This is a genomic window from Corynebacterium provencense (assembly GCA_900049755.1).
In the GTDB taxonomy this organism is placed as follows: Bacteria; Actinomycetota; Actinomycetes; order Mycobacteriales; family Mycobacteriaceae; genus Corynebacterium; species Corynebacterium neomassiliense.
Genome location: LT160592.1, coordinates 1009895 through 1032489, shown reverse-complemented (window position 1 = coordinate 1032489; position 22595 = coordinate 1009895). Strand labels below are relative to the sequence as shown.

The window sequence follows — 22595 nt, the reverse complement described above, 5'->3', positions numbered from 1 at the left end:
CCGAGGAAACGGACTGACTGGACTTACTTGCTTTCACTGCGTCCGATGTCGTGCAGCGTCCACCGGAACCGGTGGAGCCGTGGACCGGAAGGTCATGCGCACCGCAGAAGGCACACATGAACGACGTTCGAACAGCGACCGCTCAAGACTACCTGCCCGGACGGGGAAGGACAAAATCCTTTCGGTCCTCCCCGCCCGGGCGGGGGTCAGCGCCTGCCGGTGCGGACACGCCCCTCCCCCGATCTTCCTCCCCGCCACCCCGTCCCTCCCCCCGCCGCCGCTCCGATTGGTGGCGGGTTGCGCCCTGGGCCATGTCGCTTATCCACATCTGCAGGAGGCACGGCGGACGACGCCGTAGAAGTCGCCGTGGCCGTGGACGAGGTTCCGGCCCCGGTGTTCTCTGTCACCGTGTCCGCCGGTCCCGCCGGTGCGGCAGAGCCCCCGACGAAGTCGGACTCGACCGGCGGAACATCGGACCGGGAGCGTCCCCGGGTCCGGCGCCTGCGCCTCGGGGAGGATTCGTACTCCGCCCGGGCCTCCTCATAGGTGCGGGTACCGCCGGCGGACGTACCTTCCGCCGCCGGAGCTGCCGTGATCTGCGGCTCCGTCTGCGGTTCCGTGACTGCGGCAACCCGCTCGAGCGGTGACCTCGTCGCTGTCTGCGTGACGTTCCGTCCGGCAGCCGGACGGACCACGCGACGGACGCGACGGCGTCCACGACGGTCGGTGCCGAGGCGAACCTCACCACCGTGGTGCTGTCCACCGTCTTCCGTGCCGTGTGCGTCAGTGACCTTCCCAGTCACCTTCCCAGTCACCTGGTCAGACACGTAGTCTGCCCCGCTGGGTTCGTCCGGGTCCTCGGCACCTGCACGGGCGACCGCCTGCGCGGCGATTTCCGCCACCGACTGATCGGACCGGGCCGAGGCACCGGAGCCGCGACGGTGCGGACGGTCGTCCTGGCCGGAGCGGTCCGTGCGCCGACGGTCGGAAGAACCACCACGGCCGTCACGAACGTCACCGCTGTCACGGACCGCTGCGCTGTCACGGATATCACGGTCGCCACGGATCACACGACGCACCACGCGGCGGCGTCCCCGGCGCGGGCTGTCGTCCCGGACCGGTGCACCGTCGGTGACAGCGTCACGTCCGGAGTCAGCGGAACGTTCACGTGCCCTGTCCCTGTCACGGTCCCTGTCACTGTGGTCGCGTGCCCCGGAGGTGGTCCCGGCGTCCCCGGAACGGTTGTTCTCCGCTTTCCGATGTCCGCCGGACTTCTTCTCCGGGTGCGACTGCCTGCGCTCTGACCTGTCCTGCCTGTGCTTCTCCTGCGGGTGCTTCTCCCTGCCGTGCCCTCCGGACCTGTCGCCGTCAGTGCTTTCAGCGGTGTCGCCGGAGTCACCGGAATCTACGGTGTCCCGGACGTCGGCCTGCTGTGCGCGGTCCTTCTCGTGCCGGCGGCGAACCTCCTGCAGTTCACGGGCCTGACGCTTCTCGGAACGGTGCCCGTGGTCACGTCGGTCCCCGTGGTTGTCCTCGTCCTCCGGGTTGTGCTCGACCGGGTCGGCGTGGATGATCACGCCGCGTCCCCCGCAGGTCGGGCACTCGGTGGAGAAAGTCTCCAGCAGACCGGTCCCCAGACGCTTGCGGGTCATCTGCACCAGGCCCAGACTGGTGACCTCGGACACCTTGTGCCTGGTCCTGTCGCGACCCAGGTATTCGGTGAGCCGACGCAACATGAGGTCACGGTTCTCGGGGAGGACCATGTCGATGAAGTCGACGACGATCATCCCTCCCATGTCCCGCAGACGCATCTGACGGACAATCTCCTCGGCCGCCTCAAGGTTCGTCAGCGTCACCGTCTCCTCGAGGTTCCCGCCGGAACCGACGAAACTGCCGGTGTTCACGTCGATGACGGTCATCGCCTCGGTGCGGTCGATGATCAGGTATCCGCCGGACGGCAGCCACACCTTCCGGCTCAGGGCCTTGGCGAGCTGTTCGTCGAGCTGACGGTCCTCGAAGACATCACGGCCACCGTGGTCCTCAGGCCTGTAGCGCACGAGACGGGACTCGAGATCCGGCGCCATGCGGTGGACGTAGTCCCGGACGATCTCCCAGGACTTCTCACCGTCGACCACGAGTTCGTTGAAGTCCTCGTTGAATATGTCCCTGATGACCTTGACGAGCATATTCGGCTCTTCGTACATGGTCACCGGGTGTGATCCCTTACGCCCGCGGGCCTTCTCCTCGGCTTCACAGATGTCCAGCCAACGCTGGTGGAGCCGGTGGACGTCCTCGGCGATGAGTTCCTCGGACACTCCCTCGGCGGCGGTCCTGATGATGGTGCCGCCGTCGTCGGGGACGACGCGGTTGAGGATCCCCTTCAGCCGCTTACGCTCCGCTTCCGGAAGCTTGCGGGAGATCCCGTGGGTCCTGCCTCCCGGAATGTAGACCAGGTAGCGTCCCGCGAAGCTGAGTCGGTTGGTCAGCCGGGCACCTTTGTGCCCGAGCGGGTCCTTGATCACCTGGACGAGGATCTGGTCTCCTGCCCGCAGCGCCGCCTCAATGCGACGGGTGCGGGCGTGCAGGTGACTGGAACGCCAGTCAACTTCGCCGGCGTAGAGGACCGCGTTGCGACCGGTTCCGATGTCGATGAACGCCGCCTCCATGCTGGACAGCACGTTCTGCACTCTGCCCAGGTAGATGTTCCCGATGATCGAAGACTGCGTTTCGCTGGTGACGACATGTTCGACGAGGATCCCGTCCTCGGTGATGCCGACCTGGGTGGTTGTGCCCGGGTGGTCACTGCGCTCGGAATCCCTGACGACCATGGCCCGGTCGACATTCTCCCGGCGGGCGAGGAACTCCGCCCTGGTGACGATCTTGTTCTTCTCGTGACCCTGTTCCTGCCGCCACCGACGCTTCGATTCGAGGCGGGTTGAGCCCTTGAGCTTCACCGGCTCGTCGATGAACTCCGATCCCTCGGTGAGGACCGGAAGACCGTCGGGGACGCCGGAGCGCTCCGTCACATCGGTGCGGTGTTCCGACGCCTGTGGACCGCCGGTTCCGGCGCTCTCCCGGTTCTCCCGGTGTTGGTTCTCCCGGTGTTCCCGGTTCTCACTGCTCTCCCTGACCTCGTGGCGGTCCTGGTCGCCACGACCGCGGCCACGACCACGGCGGCCACGACGACGGCTACGGCCCGCGTCTTATACACATCTTGCAGTGCAAAAAAGGCAGCTCGCAGCCCACCGGACTCTTCATCGTTCTTTCCCTTTTACTCTCCCCTACCCCGACTTCCCCCTCCCCCTCGGGTGTTCTCGCGCGGCGCCGGCGTGTCTTCCGGTGGTGTTGTGCGGGTGCGGGCTGGTCGTCCGGCTGGTTCTGAGGTGGAAGGCGGTCTGTTATACAGACAGAGATGAGTACGTGACCGCTGACGGCACCGGGGCCGTCTCCTTTGCCGGAGGGCGTGTCGTCCGAGGTGGCGGAGGCCTCCGCCCTGCCGGTGCTGCCCGCGTCTGCGGAGACAGCGTCGGACCGTTGGGCTGCTTTTCTGGCCCTGAGCAGTTCGGCGTCGGACGCCGCGGAGCGGGAGCCGACCCTGCGGACGATCCTGCGACGGACTCTACGGGGTGTGCCGGTCACGGCGTCCCCGGATTCCGTCACCGGTTCCTGGGTGGCCGACTTCTCCGGTGCCCGGACGGACTCGGCGATCCGGTCGATGAGTGCGTCGACCGTGGCGTCACTGCCGCTGTCACCCTGCTGAGGTGCCGCGTCGACCTGTCCTGCGGTCGGTTCCGTCGCCGGTTGTGCCGCCCCGGCCGGCGCAGTGGCGGAGGCTGATCCGGCGGAAGCAGTCCGTGACCTGCGGGAACGTCCACTTCCCCGTCGGGACTTACTGTCTGTCGTCGGGGCGTCAACGGACTCCGCGGCGTCATCCGGCGTGGTGGTCCCCTCGCCGGCAGGTGTGCCCTGCTCTGCAGCGGACTTCCCGGAGGGATCTTTTCTGGTGGCAGCTTTCCTGGTGGGTGACTTCTTGGCGGACGGCTTTCCCGCGGACGCCCCGGCCGCACCCTTCTTCGTCAGCTTCCCGTCCACCGGCTGGTCGTCGGCGACCTTGTCCACGGTCACGACGTCGCCGGAGGTCGTCCCGGGAGTCCCGGCGGTCTCTGAGGTGTCGGTGGTCGCGGCGACATCCCCGGTGGACTGTGCCGTGTCGGCCTTCGACGCCGCAGTCTTCCTGGCGGTGGTCTTCTTGGCGGCCGCCTTCTTCGCGGTGGTCGCCTTCTTCGCGGTGGTCTTCTTTGCCGGAGACTTCTTCTTCGTCTCCGCCTTCTTCTGCGGCTCCGGCGGTGCTCCGTCCGCTGTGAGCCGCTCCAGCACCTCCGTCACCTGCGCCCTGGGCAGAGTGGAGGTCGCGCGCTTGCCCTCGATCCCCTGGGTGGCGAGTATCTGCACCATTTCGGCGCTGGGGACGCCGAGTGCCCTGGCCAGCGCGTGTACGCGGACCTTCTCCCCCATGTCTTCTGTTGTCGTCGCCGCGGCTGCTGCCGCGAGTTCCTGGCTGGTTTTAGCCACTGTTCTCCTTGTTCGGATGCGGTCACACCGCCGGCGGGCGCATCTCGCTGCCTCTCACCGGATACCGGCCCTCTGTGGGCCGTGGTGCCGCTCACTGTTGTTGAAAGATCTTCGAAGATATGCGCACAACGGGCCCGGGTTCTCTGTTTCATCACCCGGCCGGTGCAGCACGTCCGTGCTTATTGTGTCACATGAGGCCCGCCTGTGTCCCCGACGGCCACTGTGCGGGTTCCGGCGTGGGCCCATCATGACGGGCCGGGAATGCCCCGTCAGCCGTCGACGGACCGGTCACCGTGCGTACGCGGCGGGGCCCTGCAGGTGTCTCTCCGACGCAGCCCGCCCCGGGGCGTCCTCCACGGTGCCACCGCCCTGCGGTGCCCTTCGGGACCGGCGGCCACTGACCGGCGACTGGGTCCAGTTAGGGTCCACTGCCTGCACAAAGGCCACGTCACCGTCCGTCTGACCGTGGTCGTGACGGGCGGTGGCGTGGCACACCGCGGCAGGTCCGGTTCCGGCTACTTCGCGAGCTCGGGGAACCAGATGGCGATTTCGCGCTCGGCGGATTCCACGGAGTCCGAACCGTGGACGACGTTCTCACCGACGGAGAGAGCAAAATCACCGCGGATTGTGCCGGGGGTGGCCGCCGACACGGGGTCGGTCGCGCCGGCGATCTGACGCCATGCTTCGATGGCACGCTCGCCTTCGACGACGCCGGCGATCAGCGGCGACGCGGTGACAAATTCGACGAGTCCTTCGTAGAAGGGCTTGCCGACGTGCTCGGCGTAGTGCTTCTCGGCGGTGGCCCGGTCGGTCAGCCGCAGGTCAAGGGCGGCCAGGGTGAGGCCTTTCCGCTCGATCCGGGAGATGATCTCGCCGACGAGCCCGCGCTGGACCCCGTCGGGCTTGATGAGAATGAGAGTGCGTTCAGTCATGCCGGTCAGGGTACCGGACGGCATGACGGGGCCGGCACGCGGCGCCACCCAAACCGGACCAGGGCCGCGGAGATCAGAGTCCGGAGTCAGAGTTGTCCGGCTCCGTGTAATGCTGGGCGGGGAGGAGCCCCAGGTCCATTCTCTTCTTCAGACGGCCGCGGAGGTAGTAGGTGTACCACCAGGCTGCGATGAACAGGACTGCGACGATGAAGACGACGGGGTGCACCACCACCCCTCCGATGACGAGCAGGACCTGGAGCACGATGTTCATGCCGTCGGCCCAGGGCCGGAACTGGAGGAACGCGGCCACGGTCATGAGAACCGCGAGGATCCCGATGTATCCGAGGTTGAAGGCGGTGGCGTATTTTCCGTCCCACATCTTCCCGATGACGGGCAGGATGAGCATCACCGCCAGGGCCTCCATGATCATGATGCCGGCCATCATGCCCTTGAGCCCTTTGAAGGGGTCGGTCTGCGGTTTGTGCCCTTTGCCCAGCGGGCTGACTCCGGGGTTGTTGTTCCTGTCGCTCATGTCAGCTCCACTTTGCCGCAGCAGGGGTCCACACATCCAGTGCGGTCGGGATCATCTCCGGGTCGTTGACCCGGATGAGGTGGTCGCGGTGCACCGCGGAAAGGAACCCCCGGGACACCATGTGGTCGATCATGTCTGTCAGCGGCTGCCAGTAGTTGTCGACGTCGACGAGTGCGACGGGCCTGGTGTGGATGCCGAGGACCTGGGCGACCCACACCTCGAAGAATTCTTCGAGGGTCCCGATTCCTCCGGGCAGGACGATGAAGGCGTCCGCGATTTCAGCCATCCGCTCTTTGCGCCTGGTCATGGTGTCCACCACCTCCAGGTCGGTGAGCCCGGGGTGTCCGGTCTCCCCGTCCATCAGGTGGCGGGTGATCACACCGTGGACCGGCATGCCGGCGGCGAGGGCGGTGTCGGCGGCGACACCCATGAGCCCGACGGAGCCTCCGCCGTAGACGAGTTCGCAGCCGGCGTCGGCGAGAACCTCGACGGTGCGCACCGTGGTTTCACGGTAGGCCGGGGAATCGCCGGTGGCTGACCCCAGGTACAGGGCAACCTTTCTCACGGGTGCTGCGGCTGTCATGCGGGCTCCTTTCCGAACAGTGTGCGTGCCTCTCCTGCGGTGACGACCGAGCCGGTAACCAGGACTCCGGCGCCGGACACGGTTCCGCTGTCGAATCCGCCGTCGTCTTCGGCGAGCTGGACCGCCAGTTCCACTGCACCGGGCAGGGAGCCGGCGACGTGGACGCGTTCTTCCCCGAAGGCGTCACGGGCGTATTCGGCGAGGGTTTCCGCGTCGAGTGCCCGTGGCGAACTGTTGTGGGTGACCACCACTTCATCGAGGACCGGTTCGAGTGCGGCGAGGATACCCCGGGCGTCCTTGTCGCCGAGAACGGCGAGGACGCCGATGAGCCGACGGAAGGCGAAGTCACGGTCCACGGCCTCCGCCAGTGCCTTCGCACCGTGGGGGTTGTGGGTGGCGTCGATGAAGATGCTGGGTGTGGAACGGACCCTTTCGAGGCGTCCCGGCGACGTGACCTGTGCGAATCCGCGTCTGACGGTGTCGATGTCGAGACTGCGTCCGGCGCCGGCGCCGAAGAACGCCTCCACCGCGGCGAGAGCCACGGAGGCGTTGCGCGCCTGGTAGGCACCGGAGAGGGGCAGGAAGATGTTGTCGTACACTCCGCCGAGGCCACGGATGGTCAGGGTCTGTCCGCCGACGGCGACACCGGATTCGACGACGCCGAACTCCAGTCCTTCGCGGGCGACGGAGGAGTCCACGGACACGGCCCTGTCGAGGATGACTTTCATCGCCTCCGGTTCCTGTTCGGCGACGATGGTGACATTGTCGGGTGGGCTGAGCAGGTCGTCGGCATTCCAGCGTGACTTGATGATCCCGGCTTTCTCGCCGGCGATCTCCGCGACAGTGTCGCCGAGGTAGTCGGTGTGGTCGAGGCCGACGGGGGTGATCACCGCGACGTCGGCGTCAATGACGTTGGTGGCGTCCCAGCGTCCTCCCATCCCCACTTCGACGACGGCGACGTCGACCGGGGCGTCCGCAAAAGCGGCGTAGGCCATGGCGACGAGGACCTCGAACTTGCTCATCCGGGGTCCTCCCCCGGCCTCGCTGGCGGCGTCGACCATGTCGACGTAGGGTTCGATCTCCCGCCATATGCGTACGTAGTCGGCCGGGTGCAGGGGCATGCCGTCGACGGCGATTCTTTCGGTGGCGATCTGCAGGTGCGGGCTGGTCGTCCGGCCTGTTCTGCGGTGGAAGGCGCGCAGGAGTGACTCGATCATCCTCACTGTGGAGGTTTTCCCGTTTGTCCCGGCGACGTGGATCGACTGGTAGTTCCGTTGCGGATTGCCGAGCAGGTCCATGAGCTGCCGGATCCGGTCGAGGGTGGGGTCGATGTGGGTTTCGTTCCACCTGTCGTTGAGTTCGGCCTCGACTTCGGCGAGTGCCTCCAGATCCTCCGGGGTGACCGGTCGGGTGACCGGTGCCTCGTCCTGCTGCGGCTGATTAAGGTCGATGGGCAGGTCCAGTCCGGTTTCGCTGATGTTCACCTCGCCGAATCCGCGTGCCTGCCCGGTGTCCCCGGTCCCGGTACCGTCAGCACCGTCGGTGGTGCTCCTGTCGTCCCTGCTCACTGCTTCTCCGGAAGTTCTGCGAGGCGGGCGGTGATCCGGTCGACTTCTTCGACGGCGATCTGCCGTCGTTCCCGGATCTTGGCGACGACCTGCTCGGGCGCCTTGGCGAGGAAGCCGTCGTTCCCGAGTTTCCTGTCTGCGCGGTCGAGCTCCTTGTGCGCTTCCGCCAGGTCTTTCTCCAGTCGTTTGCGCTCAGCGGCGACGTCCACCGTTCCTGAGGTGTCGAGTTCCACGGTCAGGGTGCTCTGTGACAGGCGCAGTTCCACTGAGGCGGTGGGGGTGAAGGTCTCGTCGGGGACGGTGACCTTGGCGATGGAACGCACGGCGTCCTCAAGTCCGGTGAGGTCCACGGCCGCCGCATCGAAGCGTGCCGGGACCTTCTGGGACGGTTTGACGCCCTGGTCCGCCCGGAACCTGCGGATCTCGGTGACGAGCTTGTCGACGTCGGCGATGCGGCGGGCGGCGTCGGTGTCTGCGGCCGCTCCCCCGTTGGTGTCCTGCGCCGTCGGCCAGGACGCCACGACCAGGCTCTCCGGGTAGCCCTCAGTTCCGCCGGTCAGTGCCTTCCACAGGGTCTCGGTGACGAAGGGCATTGCCGGGTGCAGCAGCCGCAGGACCGTGTCCAGCACCCGTCCGAGGACCAGCCGGGTGTTCTCCCCGCGGATGTTCTCCTCCCCGGTGGCGGCGTCAGCGTCCCGTGGGATCTGCACCTTCGCGATCTCGAGGTACCAGTCGCAGAACTCGTTCCAGACGAAACGGTAGAGGGCCTCGTTGGCGACGGCGAACTCGTAGCGGTCGAGGCGGGTGTCGACGAGGACGCGCAGATCCTCCAGCTGGTCGAGGATCCACCGGTCGGCGTCCGTGAGATCTTCCCGGGCGGGGAACGTGTCCTCCTCACCGGTACCGAGGACGCGGGCACCGTTCATCAGCGCAAACTTCGTGGCGTTGAACAGCTTCGTGGCGAAGTTCCTGGAGGACTGTGCCGAATCCTCGCCGATGGGCAGGTCGGTGCCGGGGTTGGCGCCGCGGGCGAGGGTGAAACGCAGGGCGTCCGCACCGTAGTCGCGCACCCAGTCCATCGGGTCGATGCCGTTGCCCAGGGACTTCGACATCTTCCGGCCGTGCTCGTCGCGGACGAGGCCGTGGAGGAAGACGTCCGTGAACGGAACCTGCGGACGACCGTCCCGCTGCCCGGAGGTGGTGCCGGCCTCTCCTTCTCCCAGAGTGGACCCTGCGATGGTGTCCGCGAACGTGGCGAACATCATCATCCGTGCCACCCAGAAGAAGAGGATGTCGTAGCCGGTGACGAGGACGGATGTCGGGTAGAACTTCCGGAGTTCGGGTGTGTCATCCGGCCAGCCCATCGTGGAGAAGGGCCAGAGGGCCGAGCTGAACCAGGTGTCCAGCACGTCCTCCTCCCGGTGCCATCCCTCACCGGTCGGCTTCGGGTCGTCGGGGCCGCAGCACACGATCTCACCGTCCGGCCCGTACCAGATCGGGATACGGTGACCCCACCACAACTGACGGGAGATACACCAGTCGTGCATGTCGTCGACCCAGTCGAACCAGCGCGGCTCCTGGCTGGCGGGGTGGATCACCGTGTCACCCTCACGCACGGCGTCCCCGGCCATCTTCGCCAGTTCGTCGACCTTGACCCACCACTGTTCGGACAGGCGGGGTTCGATCGGTTCCTTCGAACGCTCGGAATGACCGACAGAGTGGACGTAGGGGTGGATGCGCTTGAGCACCCGGCCCTGCTCCTCCAGGGCGAGCCGGATCTGTTCGCGGGCCTCGAACCGGTCCATCCCGTCGAAGCGGGTGCCCGTGTTCGCGATGTGGCCGGTCTCGTCGATCACCTCGGGCATGTCGAGGTTGTGCCGCTGGCCCATGGCGAAGTCGTTCGGGTCGTGGGCGGGGGTGATCTTCACCATGCCGGTACCGAACTCCGGGTCGACGTAGTCGTCGGCGATGACGACCATCTGACGGTCCGGGAGGAACGGGTGGGGCAGGGTGGTGCCGACGAGATCCCTGTACCGCCCGTCGTCGGGGTGGACGGCGACGGCGACGTCACCGAGCATCGTCTCGACACGGGTCGTCGCCACGTCGGCGTGCGGGCCCTCCCCGGTGACGTCACCGTAACGCAGGGTCACCAGTTCACCGTCGTCGTCGGAGTAGACCACCTCGATGTCGGAGATCGCGGTGCGCAGCACGGGCGACCAGTTGACCATCCGCTTCGCCCGGTAGATCAGACCGCGGTCGAAAAGCTCCTTGAAGATCGTCTGGACCGCACGGGACAGGCCGTCGTCCAGGGTGAACCGTTCCCGGTCCCAGTCCACCGAGTCTCCGATGGCGCGCATCTGGTTCTGGATGACCCCGCCGTACCTCTTCTTCCACTCCCAGACCCGGTCGACGAACTCCTCACGGCCGTAGTCGAAACGGTCCCTGCCCTCGGTCTCCCTGAGCATCGCCTCCACCTTGGTCTGGGTGGCGATGCCGGCATGGTCTGACCCCGGCAGCCACAGGACCTCGTAGCCCTGCATGCGCTTACGGCGGGCCATGGCGTCCATCAGGGTGTGGTCGAGCGCGTGACCCATGTGCAGCTGGCCGGTGACGTTGGGCGGCGGCAGCACGATGGAGAACGGCTTCCTGTCACTGGTGGCGTCCGCGTGGAAGTAGCCGGCGTCAACCCACCCCTGGTAGAGGTCAGCTTCGACGTCGGCGGGGTTCCATTTCTTCGGCAGGCGGTCGGCGCGGTTCGCGGAGGAGCTCTGATCAGTCACGGTGAGACAGTCTAGTGCAGGCACGGACGCGGAAAGGTGACAGGTGGCAGGGCCTGCCACGGGGCCTGCCACAGGGCCGGTCGCTGGGCCGGTCGCTGGGTCAGCCGGCGGGACCGTGGATGACGTGACCGGACATGTCACGTACAAAGGAGACATGAGTACCTTCCGCCTGAACAACCCGTCCACCGGATCCTCCGAAGACACGTTCACCAGGATCGACGACTCCGACCGTGACGCGATTCTCGACCGCGCCACCGACGCCTACCACCACTGGCGCACCACCACAGTTGACGAACGCGCGGGTGTTCTCGCCCGCACGGCAGACCTCTACGAGCAGCAGTCCGATGAACTCGCGTCCCACATCGGACGCGAGATGGGCAAACTGACCGCATGGGCACAGGCCGAGATCGGCATCGTCGTCGACATCTACCGGTACTACGCCGAGCACGCCCATGAACTTCTCGCCGACCGTGAACTTCCCGCCCAGGGTGCCCTGCACACCTATGTACGTAAGGACCCGGTCGGCCCGCTGCTCGGCGTCATGCCGTGGAACTTCCCCTACTACCAGGTCGCCCGTTGGGCCGCACCGAACCTTCTGCTCGGCAATTCCCTGGTCCTCAAGCACGCCTCGATCTGTCCACTGTCCTCCCGGGCCTGCCAGGACCTGCTGAAGGAGGCGGGCCTGCCGGACGGCGTGTTCCAGAACATCTACGCCTCCGGCTCACAGGTTGACGCCTTCGTCGCCGACCCCCGCATCGCCGGGGTCTCCCTCACCGGTTCGGAACGGGCCGGAGCAGCGGTGGCGAGCACCGCCGGAGAGAACTACAAGAAGTCACTGCTGGAACTCGGCGGCAATGACCCGTTCATCATCCTGGGCGGACTGTCGGACAGGGACATGGACCGTGTCCTCGACCGGTACGTGAGCCTGCGGATGTACAACACCGGCCAGGCCTGCAATGCGCCGAAGCGGTTGATCGTCCTCGACGACGACTACGACCGTGTCGTGTCCGGACTGGAACAGCGAATCGGTGCGCTGCGACCCGGTGCCTGGGACGACCCGGACGCCGACGTGGGCCCGTTGTCCTCCGTCGGCGCACGGGACGAGATCGTGGAACGGCTGGAGAAGGCGTCCTCGGACGGGACCGCGACGGTGCGTGTCGGCGGCCATGCCCTGGACCGACCCGGCGCGTTCATGGAACCGACGCTGCTCACCGACGTCGATCCTTCCGCCGACGCCGGCTGCAACGAAATCTTCGGGCCGGTCGCCATCGTCTACCGTGCCGACGATGTCGAGGACGCCGTGCGGACAGCCAACAACTCCGACTACGGACTGTCCGGGTCGGTGTGGGGCACAGACCTGGAGCTGGCGGAGCAGACTGCCGCCCGGCTGGAGGTCGGCATGTCCTTCGTCAACGAGGCGTCCGTCACCGCGGCGGGCCTGCCCTTCGGTGGTGTGGGACGCTCCGGTTACGGTCGTGAGCTGGCCGAATGGGGCGTCGGCGAGTTCTGCAACGACCACCTGGTGAGGGTCCGGTCCCTGTAGGGCTCTGCAGGGTCTCCGCAAGGGGGCGATTTCGGGAGGCCCACAGGGGGCGCGATGTCCGTGGGGGACGCGGCCGGTCGTCACAACCGACGTCAAGCCCCTGCCGTGTCCGGGAGAACCGGCGCTGTTTCTGACCGACCGTACCGCACAGTGCGGTGAGTCAGGATTCGGAAGAGACGAAACTGCTGCGACACCGGGTGACCGGGGTATACCCCCACTCCGCCTCAGCGGCGATCGTATCGAGGTCGCCCGGATGCGTCGCGGACTGTCGAAAGCCGAAGTTTCCCGACAGCCCGGAATCACCGCGCGCACCTGGTCGCGGTAGGTGTCGGACGGCGCTCCTGGCCGCGTCGCCGTAGACCTGGGGACGGTTCTGCAGGTGCCCACCGGATTCTTCTCGGACACCCCACTTCCGAATCTCTCGGTGGATGACGTCAATTTCCGGGCAGGTCGGCGTGCCTCTGCAGTTCACCGACATGCCGCCGTCGCCGCGGAGAACGCCGAGTTCGAGGGACCGGTCAGTCTCGACCGCCTTGTCACGCTGACCGTCCGGCCCTTCGGCATGACCCGCTGCGGGGTGAGGAAGAAGCGGCAGATCGCCCGGCACCCGCGCCGATGCTGAAGCTACCCGCGCAGAAACCGAGGAGAGCACTTCCGCGCCCTGAACAGCACCTGGGACAGCCGATGACAGCTCGTCGATCGCCCGACTGTTGTCACCCCCGGAACCGCACCGCCTGCGTCACCAGTTCCTCCAGTTTCTCCGGGGACACCGGGGCCAGCCCCGTCGCTTCGAGACTGAGGTTCACGTGTTTACGGGTCACCGGCACCGGGGAGTGCGTGTGCCCGTGGACAGTGCAGTCGAACCCTTCGCGCCCCGCCCACCGGGCCAGATCCGGGGTCTGGTGCGGGTCGGGCACCGAGTCCTTCCCCGAGGCCCGGGGGATGTGCGTCAACAGCACGGACCACCGCCCGATGCGGACCTGCAGGTCCGGGGCGATGACGTCGAAGACTTTCCGGTAGCGCGGCGTCCACTCTGCCACTGAATCCCACCCGAACATCGGGTGGACCCGGTCGTGGTTGCCGGGTACCAGCCACAGCGTGAGGTCCTTCTCCGCCTTCAGCGCGGAGAGCCGGTCGAGCGCGTAGGCGTCCTTCCGCACCGAGATGTCCCCCAGGCAGACGAGGGTCGCTCCTGAAGGGACTTCCCGGAGATTGTCGAGAATCACCCGGTCGTGGTCGTCCGTGTCAGCGAAGCCACGCAACCCGGCGACCAGCCGGTGGCCGAGGTGCAGGTCGGAGACGGTCCAGAAGGGATCGGTCATGATGCACAGCGTAGCCGGACGCCGGACGTACCTACTTCCGCGCCGGCGGCCAGTGGATCACACGGCCCAGCGCATCGAGCACGGACTCGTGCATCGCCTCGGACACCGTCGGGTGCGGGAAGATCACCTCCGCCAGGTCCTCGGCCGTGGCATGCAGCGAATGCGCGATGCCGAAGCCCTGCACCATCTCCGTGACATCGGGGCCCACCAGATGGGCTCCGAGCAGCTCGCCGCTCGTGGCGTCGAAGACGGTCTTGACGAAACCGGCCGGTTCGCCCAGCGCCAGCGCCTTACCGTTGCCCGCGAGACTGAACTTTCCGACGCGGACGCCACCCGCACCGACCCGTTCCCGGGCCTGCTTCTCCGTCAGCCCCACGCTGGCTACCTGCGGCCGACTGTAGGTGCAGCCCGGCACGAAGTCGCGGTCCAGGGGCTTCACACCGGACTCGCCCACGATGTGGTCGACGCACAGTACCGCCTCATGGCTCGCCTTGTGCGCCAGACACGGTCCACCGGCAAGGTCACCGATGGCGTACAGCCCGGCGACACCTGTGCGGCACCACTGGTCGGTGACCACGAACCCGCGGTCCAGGCGGGCGCCCAGATCCTCCAGGCCGAGGCCCGCGGAATTCGGTGTCACCCCGGTGGCGACCAGCACCCGCTCGGTGACGGCCGTGTGCTCCGTACCGTCGGACGCCGTGTACACGGTGGTCACCGCATCCGCGGACGCCCCGACCGACTTCACCGACACCGACGTCTGCACGTCGATGCCACGCGCGCGGAACTGCTTCGCCACGAAGTCGGAGACGTCGGCGTCCTCGGCGGGAAGGATTCCGGGCAGTGCCTCCAGCAGGGTCACCTCGGTGCCGAGGTCACGGTAGAGGCTGGCGAACTCCGCGCCGATCGCACCGGAACCGATGATCAGCAGGGACGCCGGGAGTGCCTCCGGGCGCAGTGCGTCCGTGGACGTCCACACCCGGTCACCGTCGGGTTCGACCCCCGGTATGGAGCGGGGACGCGCCCCGGTGGCGAGGATGATGTGGTCGGCGTGCAGCACCCGGGACGGGCCCTGCGGGTCACCGTTGCCGGTGGTGACGGCGACGCGCCCCTTGTCGGGCACGGTGGCCTCACCGACGACGATCTCCACACCGTTGGCGTCCAGCAGTCCGCGGATACCGCCGGTGAGCTGGCCGACGACCTGTCTGCTGTAGTCGACCAGGGTGGAGATGTCGAAGGACACTGCACCGACACTGAAACCCAGTGCCCCTGCCGTCGCGATCTCGTGGGCCACGTCGGCGCCGTGGAGCATGGCCTTGGTGGGGATACAGCCCCAGTTCGAGCACACACCACCGAGGTCACCGCGCTCGACCACCGCCACTTTCAGCCCGTGCTGTGCTGCGCGGATCGCGGCGACGTAGCCGCCAGGGCCCGCGCCGACGACGATGATGTCGAACTGGTCGGCCTGCTGCTGACGAGGAGTTCTCCTGTCCATCATCTCCCCCTCAGACCAGCATCTGTGCCGGCTGCTCGAGGATGCCCTTGAGCTCGCCGATGAAGGTCGCGGCCAGGGCACCGTCGATGACCCGGTGGTCGGCCGCCAGGCTCAGGGTCAGCACCGTGCGGGGCTCCACGGACCCGTCGTCGAGCACCACAGGCCTGCGCACCCCGGCACCGACGGCGAGGATCGCGGCCTGCGGCGGGTTGATGACGGCGTCGAACGAGGACACTCCGAACATGCCCAGGTTCGAGACGGTGAACGTGCCCCCCTGGAACTCGTCGGGCAGGAGGTTGCCGGCCTTCGCCCGGATCGCGAGGTCACGGATGTCCTCGGAGATCTGGGAGAGGGTCTTCCGGTCCGCTGCCCGGACGATGGGGGTGATCAGCCCGTCCGGGACGGACACGGCCACGGAGACGTCCGCGGACGGGAACCTGAGCACCGTCTGCGTCGCCTCGTCGAACTGCACGTTGACCTCGGGGACACGCAGCAGTGTCGTGGCGACGGCCTTGACGATGAGGTCGTTGACGGAGACCTTCACCGCCGGCACTGTCGCATTGATCTGCCTGCGCAGTGCCAGCAGCTCGTCGATCTGCACCTCCTGGTTGACCCGGAAGTGCGGTGATGTCTGGGCGGACTGCTGCAGCCTCGTGGCGATCGCCCGGCGCATGCCGGTGAACGGCACGGCCTCGGGAGTGTTCGCGACATCGCCCGGCAGGACCGCAGCTGCTCCGCCGGTGGTGCCCGGGGACGCCGCGGATCCGACCTGGGTGTCGGGCCGGTCGAGTCCGAAGCGGGGGACGGACTGTGCGGCCGCCTGTGCTGCAGGCGGGGTAGCCGCCGGCGTACCGGCCGGTGCTGCCGGAGACGATTCTGCGGCCGGCGTGGAGGTGGCGTCCTCCCCGTCCGTGTCAGCGGAACCGTCGGCGTCCCCGGAACCTCCGGTGCGCTCGGCGATGTACGCGTCGATCTCGGAATCGTCGACGGAGGGGTCCGCGGCGACCCCGATGAGGGAGCCGACCGGCAGGACGTCGCCGCTGTGGGCGACGATGCGTCGCAGGACGCCGTCGAAGTTCGCCGCAAGGTCGTTCATGACCTTCGTGGACTCGATGCTGCACAGCAGGTCGCCCTCGGAGAAGGAGTCTCCCTCGGCGAGATACCACTCGTCGATGGTGCCCTCGTCCATCGTCATGCCCCATTTCGGGACCTCGATGGGTCTGATGGAGCTCATGTCACACCTCCATGACTTTGCGCACGGCATCCTCGATACGTCCGGCGCTGGGGACCCAGGCCTGTTCCAGCGGGGTGGAGAACGGGACCGGGGAATGCGGCGGGACGATCAGCTGCACCGGGGCCTTGAGGGAGTCGAAGGCCCGGGTCGCGATCAGGGCGGTGACGTCGTGGCCGAAGCCGCACCGTGCCGCGGACTCGTCGACGACGACGGCCCTGCCGGTGGAGGCCACGGACTCGAGAATGCCCTCCTCGTCCAGCGGGCTGGTGGTGCGGGGGTCGACCACCTCGACGGAGATGCCCTCCCCGGCGAGCTTGTCGGCGACAGTGTTGGCGGTGTTGACGAGGTTGCCGAGGGCGACGACGGTCACGTCCGTGCCCTGACGGGTGTAGTTCGCCACACCCAGGGGGATCGTGTACGGATCGTCCGGTACCTCGGTCTTCAGGTCGTACATCGCCTTGTGCTCACAGAAGATCACCGGATCGTCGTCCCGGATGGACTGCAGCAGCAGTCCCCGGGCGTCATAGGCGTTGGAGGGCACGACGACCTTCACACCGGGGGTCGAGGTGAACAGGTGGTAGGGCGAGTTCGAGTGCTGGGCCGCTGCGCCGACGCCCGCACCGATGATGCCCCTGACCACCAGCGGGGTCGTGGCCTTGCCGCCGAACATGTAGCGGAACTTGGCGGCCTGGTTGTAGATCATGTCGTAGGCCACGCCGAAGAAGTCCATGAACATCAGCTCGGCGACCGGGCGCAGCCCGGTGGTCGCGGCACCGGCCGCCATGCCGAGGATCGCGGATTCGGTGATCGGGGTGTCGATCACCCGGTCATCACCGAATTCGGTCCACAGTCCTCTTGTCACTCCGAAGACACCGCCGAAAGCTTCGACGGTGGTGTCCGGGTTCGTACCGCCCTTGCCACCCCGCAGATCCTCGCCGATGAGGACGACATGGTCGTCCTCGCGCATCGCGTCTGCCATCGCCATACGGATGGCGTCGCGGAAACTCTTCTTGCTCATCGCTGTTCTTCCTCAGGTTCTCTGATCGGGGGGCGGTCAGTACGACAGGTAGACGTCACGGTCCACGTCGGCGGGGTCCGGCCAGGCGGCGGCACGGGCGTAGGCCACGGCCTCGTCGACCTCCCTGACGGACGCGGCGTCGATGGCGTCCAGTTCAGCCGGGTCGATCTGCCCGGCGGTGTTCTCCCTGAACTTCAGCAGCGGATCAAGGGATGCGCGGTACTCCTTGAGCTGTTCCGGGGTGCGGTAGAGCGCCGGGTCTCCCTCGAAATGCCCGTAGAAACGTTTCGCGGACGCCTCGATCACGGAGGGGCCTCCCCCGGAACGGGCACGGCCGACAGCTTCGGCAGCTGCCTCGCGCACGGCGAAGTAGTCGGTACCGTCGACCTTCACGGCCGGCATGCCGAAAGCCTTCGCACGCCCGGCGATGTCATGGGATCCGACGGCGAAGTCGGCTCCGGTCGCCTCACCCATGCCGTTGTTCTCGAAGACGAAGACCACGGGAAGCTGGAGGACGACCGCCATGTTCATGGCCTCGAAGACCAGTCCCTGGTTCGAACCTCCGTCGCCGGTGAACGGGACGGCGACTCCGCCGTTGCCGAGTGTCTTGGCGGTCAGTGCGGCACCGGTGGCCAGGGGCGGGCCACCGCCGACGATGCCGTTTGCGCCGAGCATGCCGACCGACAGGTTCGCGATGTGCATGGATCCGCCCTTGCCGTGGCAGAGGCCTTCGGCACGGCCGAAGATCTCGCACATCATCTCGCGGATCTCGCAGCCCTTGGCCAGGCAGTGGCCGTGGCCCCGGTGGGTGGAGGCGATGTAATCGGTGGACCGGAGTTCGTCACAGACTCCGACCGCGATGGCCTCCTGTCCTGCGTAGAGGTGGATGAACCCGGGGATGTCCCCGGTCTCGTTCTCGACGTGCAGGCGCTCCTCGAAGGCGCGGATGTCACTCATCCGACGGTAGGCGCCGAGCAGCTCCTCGTCTGACAGTGACAGCGTGCCACGCTTCTTGGCTTTGCTCCGCCCCTTAGGGGCGCTGGTGGTCGGGCTCATGGTGTCCGATGTCCCTTCGCGTTGCGGTTCGCACCCGGACCTCTCCCGGGGGCTCGCCTCCGACGCTAGCCACCCGCCGCCCACAGACAGGGGTGTCTTTCCCCGGCAAACACACAAAACCGGACATACGCTGCACGGTCCGTACTCCTGCAACCTTGTGCAACCACCCCTGTACGGAGGTGAACTTCCGCCACCGCTGGTAACTATCGGTGACGAAGGTAACATCAGGACCATGCGATCCTTCGAGGCAGCATTCGACGGTGGAGACAGCTCACCGGAGTACCTGTCGTTGCTCGAGTCGATCCACGCCGACTTCACCGCGGGTCGACGGCCGGTCGCACGTCCCCGCCGCGTCATCGAGGATTCCTGGCAGCGGAGCCTGAGGTCAGGACTGCACCCTGACATCGATGAGCTTCCCTCCCCCGGGCCCTCCCCGACCGGGGACACCGACCACGGTCCCACCGCGGAGGCGGCGACACTGATGTCCCTGCTACCGGTCCTCCAACGTCAGCTCGACACACTGCTCACCGACGACCACACACTCCTGGTGCTGGCGGACGCCTCCGCCCGCGTCGTGTGGAGGGGAGGCGGCCGGCCCATGCGCCGGCTGGCGGACAGTCTGCACTTCGCCCCCGGCAGTGACTGGTCCGAGAAGACGGTCGGCACCAACGGCATCGGCACCACCCTGACCTCGTCCACCCCGGTCCACGTGCACGGTCCCGAACACTTCTGCCTCAACCAGCACCCCTGGAGCTGCGCGGGAGCGCCCGTCACCGACCCGCGGAGCAGGCGTGTCATCGGCGTCATCGACCTGTCCTACCGCACCGCGGACGCCCACTCCAGTGCCATCGTCGTAGCCACCAGCCTGGCCCGGCAGGCCGAACTGGAACTGCGCGAGATACACCGGCAGAGTCTCGCCGACCTCGCGGCCACGGCAGCGGCACGTTCCGTCACCTCCGGAGCGTGGGTCGCCGTCGACCGGTGGGGATGGGTTGCGGCGGCGAAGGGGTTCACCCTGCCCCACAGGATCACACTGCCGGAGAAGATCAACGGACCGTTGGTCGTCGACCGGGTCGGTGCGGTGGAACCTGTGCCGGTCACCGGAGGATGGCTGCTCGTGCCCTGCACCGGAAGCTCCGCGGGCAGGTCCGAGGTCGAGGTGACACTGCGCGGATCCCGGTGCGAGGTCCTCGTGGGGGTCCCCGACGGAACCTGGTCGCACACCCTGACCGGACGCCGTGCCGCCGTCATCTCCGCGCTCGCCGGGCGACCCGACGGGCTCAGCGCCCGCGAACTCGCCCTGGAGGTCTACGGGGACGAGGGCAGCAGGATCGCCGTACGCACCGTGGTGCACCGGATCCGGCAGGAGATCTCCGGGCTCGTCGACACCCGCCCGTACCGCCTCGCCGACACCGTCACGGTCCGTCGGTGAGCGGCACCGGCGTCACCTGCGTGCGAGGCTCTGAAGATCCACCCCACGCAACCGGGCGAACTCCGCGGTCCGCCCCACCACCAGCACACCGGCACGCCCGAGATCGGCGACAGTCCCCGCCCCGAGCAGCGTCATCAGGGTCCGGACCTGAGACTTCCACGCCTCGATCTCGGTGACCAGGGCGTCCAGCCCGGAGCTCACCAGCACGTGGAGGAAATGCCCGGACACCCCCACCGCCGACGCACCCAGCGCCAGTGCCCTCACCACGTCCAGCGGCGTGGACACCCCGCCGGACGCCAGCAGCCGGACCGGATCTCCGGGTGATCCGGCAGCCACGTCCGAGGCCTTCAGGTCCAGCAGACACTCCGCCGCCGTCTGCCCCCACCCCGACAGATAGGCGTACTCCTGCTTCTTCCGACGCCGGTTCTCGATGTCGATGAAGTTCGTGCCTCCCCTGCCGCTGACGTCCACGGTCGTGACTCCCCGCGCCACGACCTGTTCCACCGCCTCGGTGCCCAGCCCGAAACCGACCTCCTTGACCACGACAGGTACACCGGCACCGGCGGCGATCTCCTCCACCCGGTCCAGCCAGCCGCGGAAATCCCGGTCACCCTCGGGCATGACCAGTTCCTGCGCCGGGTTGACGTGGATCTGAAGGGCGTCGGCGTCCAGCAGGGCGACCGCGTCGCGGGCCTGCTGCACCGTCATCTCGGGGCTGACGTTGGCGAAGAGGAAGGCGTCCGGCGCATTCTCGCGAACCACCCGGAACGAATGTGCCAGCGACGGGTCCTTCAGTGCCGGGCTGGCCGACCCCGTCGCCATCGCCACGCCGGTGGCCGCCGCAGCCCGGGCGAGGTCGGCGTTGATCAGTGCCGTCTTCTCCGACCCCCCGGTCATCGCGTTGATGTAGAAGGGTGTTCCCCAGGTCCGGCCACACACCGTCGTCTCCGTCGACACCTCGTCGAAGGCCACTGACGGGAAGGACCGGTGCAGGAAACGGATGTCGTCCCACACACCGTCACCGGGGGCCGCCCCGGGCCGGGAACGCAGTTCCTCGGCCAGGCGGACGTGCTCGTCCTTCCGGTTGGCCGCACCGGCAGCAGGGCCCGCGACGGCGGGGACTGGCCCGGGGCCACGGTCGTGTTCGGTTCCCATCAGTCATCCTCTCCGTCAGGCAGATGCTGGTGCAGACTCAGCAGACGGATGTCCGCCCTCTCCCACACCGCCAACAGTCCGTCAATGTCGGCGTCCCTGCTGATCAGCACAATTCCACAGTCCCCGCCGCCGGCACCTGAGGTCTTCGCCGCCCCGCCGTGGGCCTCGGCGGACTCTATGAGCCGCCGCAGTGTCGGTGTCTCGATGGTCGTCCCGGTGTGCTCACCCAGGGAACGCAGCAGCGCCCGGTTACGCCTGATCCCGGCGAAGACCCCGGCGGTGTCGTCCGCGTCGAGTGCGGCGACGAAGTCCCCGACACATTCACGGGATTCCGCGAGGAATGTCGAGTAGTCCCACGCGGCGTCCACCGCCTTGTTGGACTGTACGTCACCGACCAGTCGCGACGTCGAGGCCGGGGAACCGGTCCATCCGACCAGCAGCCGGAGGTGCTCCGGGGGTGACACCCGGCGCACCGACAGTCCCGGCCACTGCGCCTTCACCAGTTCCAGCAGAGGACGCCGACCCCGCTGCTGCCGGGTCCATTCCCTGTCGAAGGAGGTGTAGGCGATCCACCCGCCGAACATGCTCGCGGCGACGTCACCGCCCGACCCGGAACGCTGCACCTCGGTGCTGGCGAGCAGGGCGAGTTTCAGCTGCTCCATCCTGGACAGCTCCAGCCCGTAGTGCGCGCACAGGGCACGCACGGTCGCCACGGTCACCGCGGCGGAGGACCCCAGGCCGAACTTCCTGCCCGAATCATCGTCGAGTTCACTGGTGATGTCGAGGTCGAACACCTGCAGCGGCACCCCGGACGCCACCGCCGCCTCCTCGACGGTGCGCACCGCCGCCAGGACGAAACTGAACTGGTCCTGGTCAGGTTCGATGAGCATGTCACTGCCCTGCCGGTACCACTCCAGCCGGCTGCCGGCGTTCTGGTCCGTGGTGATGTGACCGGTGTCGGAGACCGCGGGGGTGACCCTGACCGTGATGTACCGGTCGACGGCGACGAGGACCGCCGGATACCCGGGTTCCACCACCGCGTACTCGCCGGCGATGTACAGCTTCCCCGGCGCCTTCACCTCGGTCACCGACGACGGTGCCACGGCATCCATCAGGCGTCCTCCTCTGTCGTCACTCTGCTGATCTCCAGCCCCGGACCCGACCGTGCCACCACCGTACGCAGGCCGGGGACATCCCGGGCGAGCAGTTCACGCAGCCGGGCATCCACCTCCCCCGCACGGTCGGCACTGGTGAGCACCTTCACATTCGGCCCGGCGTCCATCGTCGCCCACGCCGGCAGTCCCTCCCGGCGCGCGGTTCGTACCGCGGCGAGGGCCGCCCGGCTCTGGCCGGTGACGTACTCCACCGGCGGGACC

At 67.6% G+C, this 22595-nt stretch carries 16 protein-coding genes and 2 pseudogenes; 3 read left to right on the top strand and 15 right to left on the bottom strand.

All coding sequences use genetic code 11. The annotated features are described in order from the left end of the window. Positions 1-206: 206 nt before the first annotated feature. The 7 genes and pseudogenes from BN3906_RS04840 to BN3906_RS04810 form a co-directional block, all read right to left on the bottom strand. A pseudogene (locus BN3906_RS04840) lies at positions 207-2966 on the bottom strand (Rne/Rng family ribonuclease); the annotation flags it as partial. 223 nt (positions 2967-3189) lie between these two features. Then, positions 3190-4572 carry a translation initiation factor IF-2 N-terminal domain-containing protein gene (locus tag BN3906_RS04835; protein ID WP_147592780.1) on the bottom strand — a complete coding sequence of 461 codons (1383 nt, stop codon included), beginning with the start codon at positions 4570-4572 and terminating at the stop codon, positions 3190-3192. Between the two features lie 515 nt (positions 4573-5087). Then, positions 5088-5504 (bottom strand): nucleoside-diphosphate kinase, encoded by a 417-nt coding sequence (gene ndk, locus BN3906_RS04830; RefSeq protein WP_066586110.1) that lies wholly within the window; start codon positions 5502-5504, stop codon positions 5088-5090. Between the two features lie 73 nt (positions 5505-5577). Continuing rightward, positions 5578-6036 (bottom strand): DUF4233 domain-containing protein, encoded by a 459-nt coding sequence (locus BN3906_RS04825; protein WP_066584825.1) that lies wholly within the window; start codon positions 6034-6036, stop codon positions 5578-5580. 1 nt (position 6037) lies between these two features. Continuing rightward, complete coding sequence (locus tag BN3906_RS04820) at positions 6038-6619, bottom strand: LOG family protein (RefSeq protein ID WP_066584823.1); 582 nt, start codon at positions 6617-6619, stop codon at positions 6038-6040. Further along, positions 6616-8103: a bifunctional tetrahydrofolate synthase/dihydrofolate synthase gene (folC, locus tag BN3906_RS04815; RefSeq protein WP_066586107.1), complete on the bottom strand. Its 1488-nt coding sequence runs from the start codon at positions 8101-8103 to the stop codon at positions 6616-6618. Before folC ends, BN3906_RS04820 begins: the two co-directional genes overlap by 4 nt. A gap of 80 nt (positions 8104-8183) precedes the next feature. Then, positions 8184-10967 carry a valine--tRNA ligase gene (locus BN3906_RS04810; RefSeq protein ID WP_147592778.1) on the bottom strand — a complete coding sequence of 928 codons (2784 nt, stop codon included), beginning with the start codon at positions 10965-10967 and terminating at the stop codon, positions 8184-8186. A gap of 154 nt (positions 10968-11121) precedes the next feature. On the opposite strand from BN3906_RS04810, the gene BN3906_RS04805 reads away from it, so the two are divergent. Together BN3906_RS04805 and BN3906_RS04800 are read left to right on the top strand one after the other, a co-directional pair. Further along, positions 11122-12510 carry an NAD-dependent succinate-semialdehyde dehydrogenase gene (locus tag BN3906_RS04805; RefSeq protein WP_066586105.1) on the top strand — a complete coding sequence of 463 codons (1389 nt, stop codon included), beginning with the start codon at positions 11122-11124 and terminating at the stop codon, positions 12508-12510. A 379-nt stretch (positions 12511-12889) separates the two neighbouring features. Continuing rightward, positions 12890-13132 (top strand): hypothetical protein, encoded by a 243-nt coding sequence (locus tag BN3906_RS04800; RefSeq protein WP_147592776.1) that lies wholly within the window; start codon positions 12890-12892, stop codon positions 13130-13132. Positions 13133-13223: 91 nt separating this feature from the next. Here the strand turns inward: BN3906_RS04800 and BN3906_RS04795 are convergent, their stop codons facing one another. The 5 genes from BN3906_RS04795 to BN3906_RS04775 are packed head-to-tail and all read right to left on the bottom strand — an operon-like array spanning position 13224 to position 18533. After that, a complete protein-coding gene (locus BN3906_RS04795) occupies positions 13224-13832 on the bottom strand; it encodes a metallophosphoesterase (protein ID WP_066584817.1) in 609 nt (202 codons plus the stop codon). 31 nt (positions 13833-13863) lie between these two features. After that, positions 13864-15327: a dihydrolipoyl dehydrogenase gene (gene lpdA, locus BN3906_RS04790; protein ID WP_066584814.1), complete on the bottom strand. Its 1464-nt coding sequence runs from the start codon at positions 15325-15327 to the stop codon at positions 13864-13866. A gap of 7 nt (positions 15328-15334) precedes the next feature. Next, positions 15335-16558, bottom strand: a complete 1224-nt coding sequence (locus BN3906_RS04785) for a dihydrolipoamide acetyltransferase family protein (protein ID WP_066584811.1) — start codon at positions 16556-16558, stop codon at positions 15335-15337. Position 16559: 1 nt separating this feature from the next. Next, a complete protein-coding gene (locus tag BN3906_RS04780) occupies positions 16560-17576 on the bottom strand; it encodes an alpha-ketoacid dehydrogenase subunit beta (RefSeq protein WP_066584808.1) in 1017 nt (338 codons plus the stop codon). A 36-nt stretch (positions 17577-17612) separates the two neighbouring features. Then, entirely contained in the window at positions 17613-18533 is a 921-nt protein-coding gene (locus BN3906_RS04775; protein WP_147592834.1) for a thiamine pyrophosphate-dependent dehydrogenase E1 component subunit alpha, read from the bottom strand. Between the two features lie 331 nt (positions 18534-18864). Between BN3906_RS04775 and BN3906_RS04770 the strand changes: the two genes are divergently transcribed. After that, the gene (locus BN3906_RS04770; RefSeq protein WP_066584804.1) at positions 18865-20064 is read left to right on the top strand and encodes a GAF domain-containing protein; all 1200 of its coding nucleotides are present in this window, start codon (positions 18865-18867) and stop codon (positions 20062-20064) included. Between the two features lie 12 nt (positions 20065-20076). On the opposite strand, the gene fni is transcribed toward BN3906_RS04770, so the two are convergent. The 3 genes and pseudogenes from fni to BN3906_RS04755 form a co-directional block, all read right to left on the bottom strand. Continuing rightward, positions 20077-21219, bottom strand: coding sequence for a type 2 isopentenyl-diphosphate Delta-isomerase (gene fni, locus BN3906_RS04765; protein WP_066584800.1), 1143 nt, complete (start codon positions 21217-21219; stop codon positions 20077-20079). Next, positions 21219-22331 (bottom strand): phosphomevalonate kinase, encoded by a 1113-nt coding sequence (locus BN3906_RS04760; protein ID WP_078057107.1) that lies wholly within the window; start codon positions 22329-22331, stop codon positions 21219-21221. The genes fni and BN3906_RS04760 overlap by 1 nt, the downstream gene beginning before the upstream one ends. Next, positions 22331-22595, bottom strand: a pseudogene (locus BN3906_RS04755) (diphosphomevalonate decarboxylase); the annotation flags it as partial. The gene BN3906_RS04760 and the pseudogene BN3906_RS04755, both read right to left, overlap by 1 nt.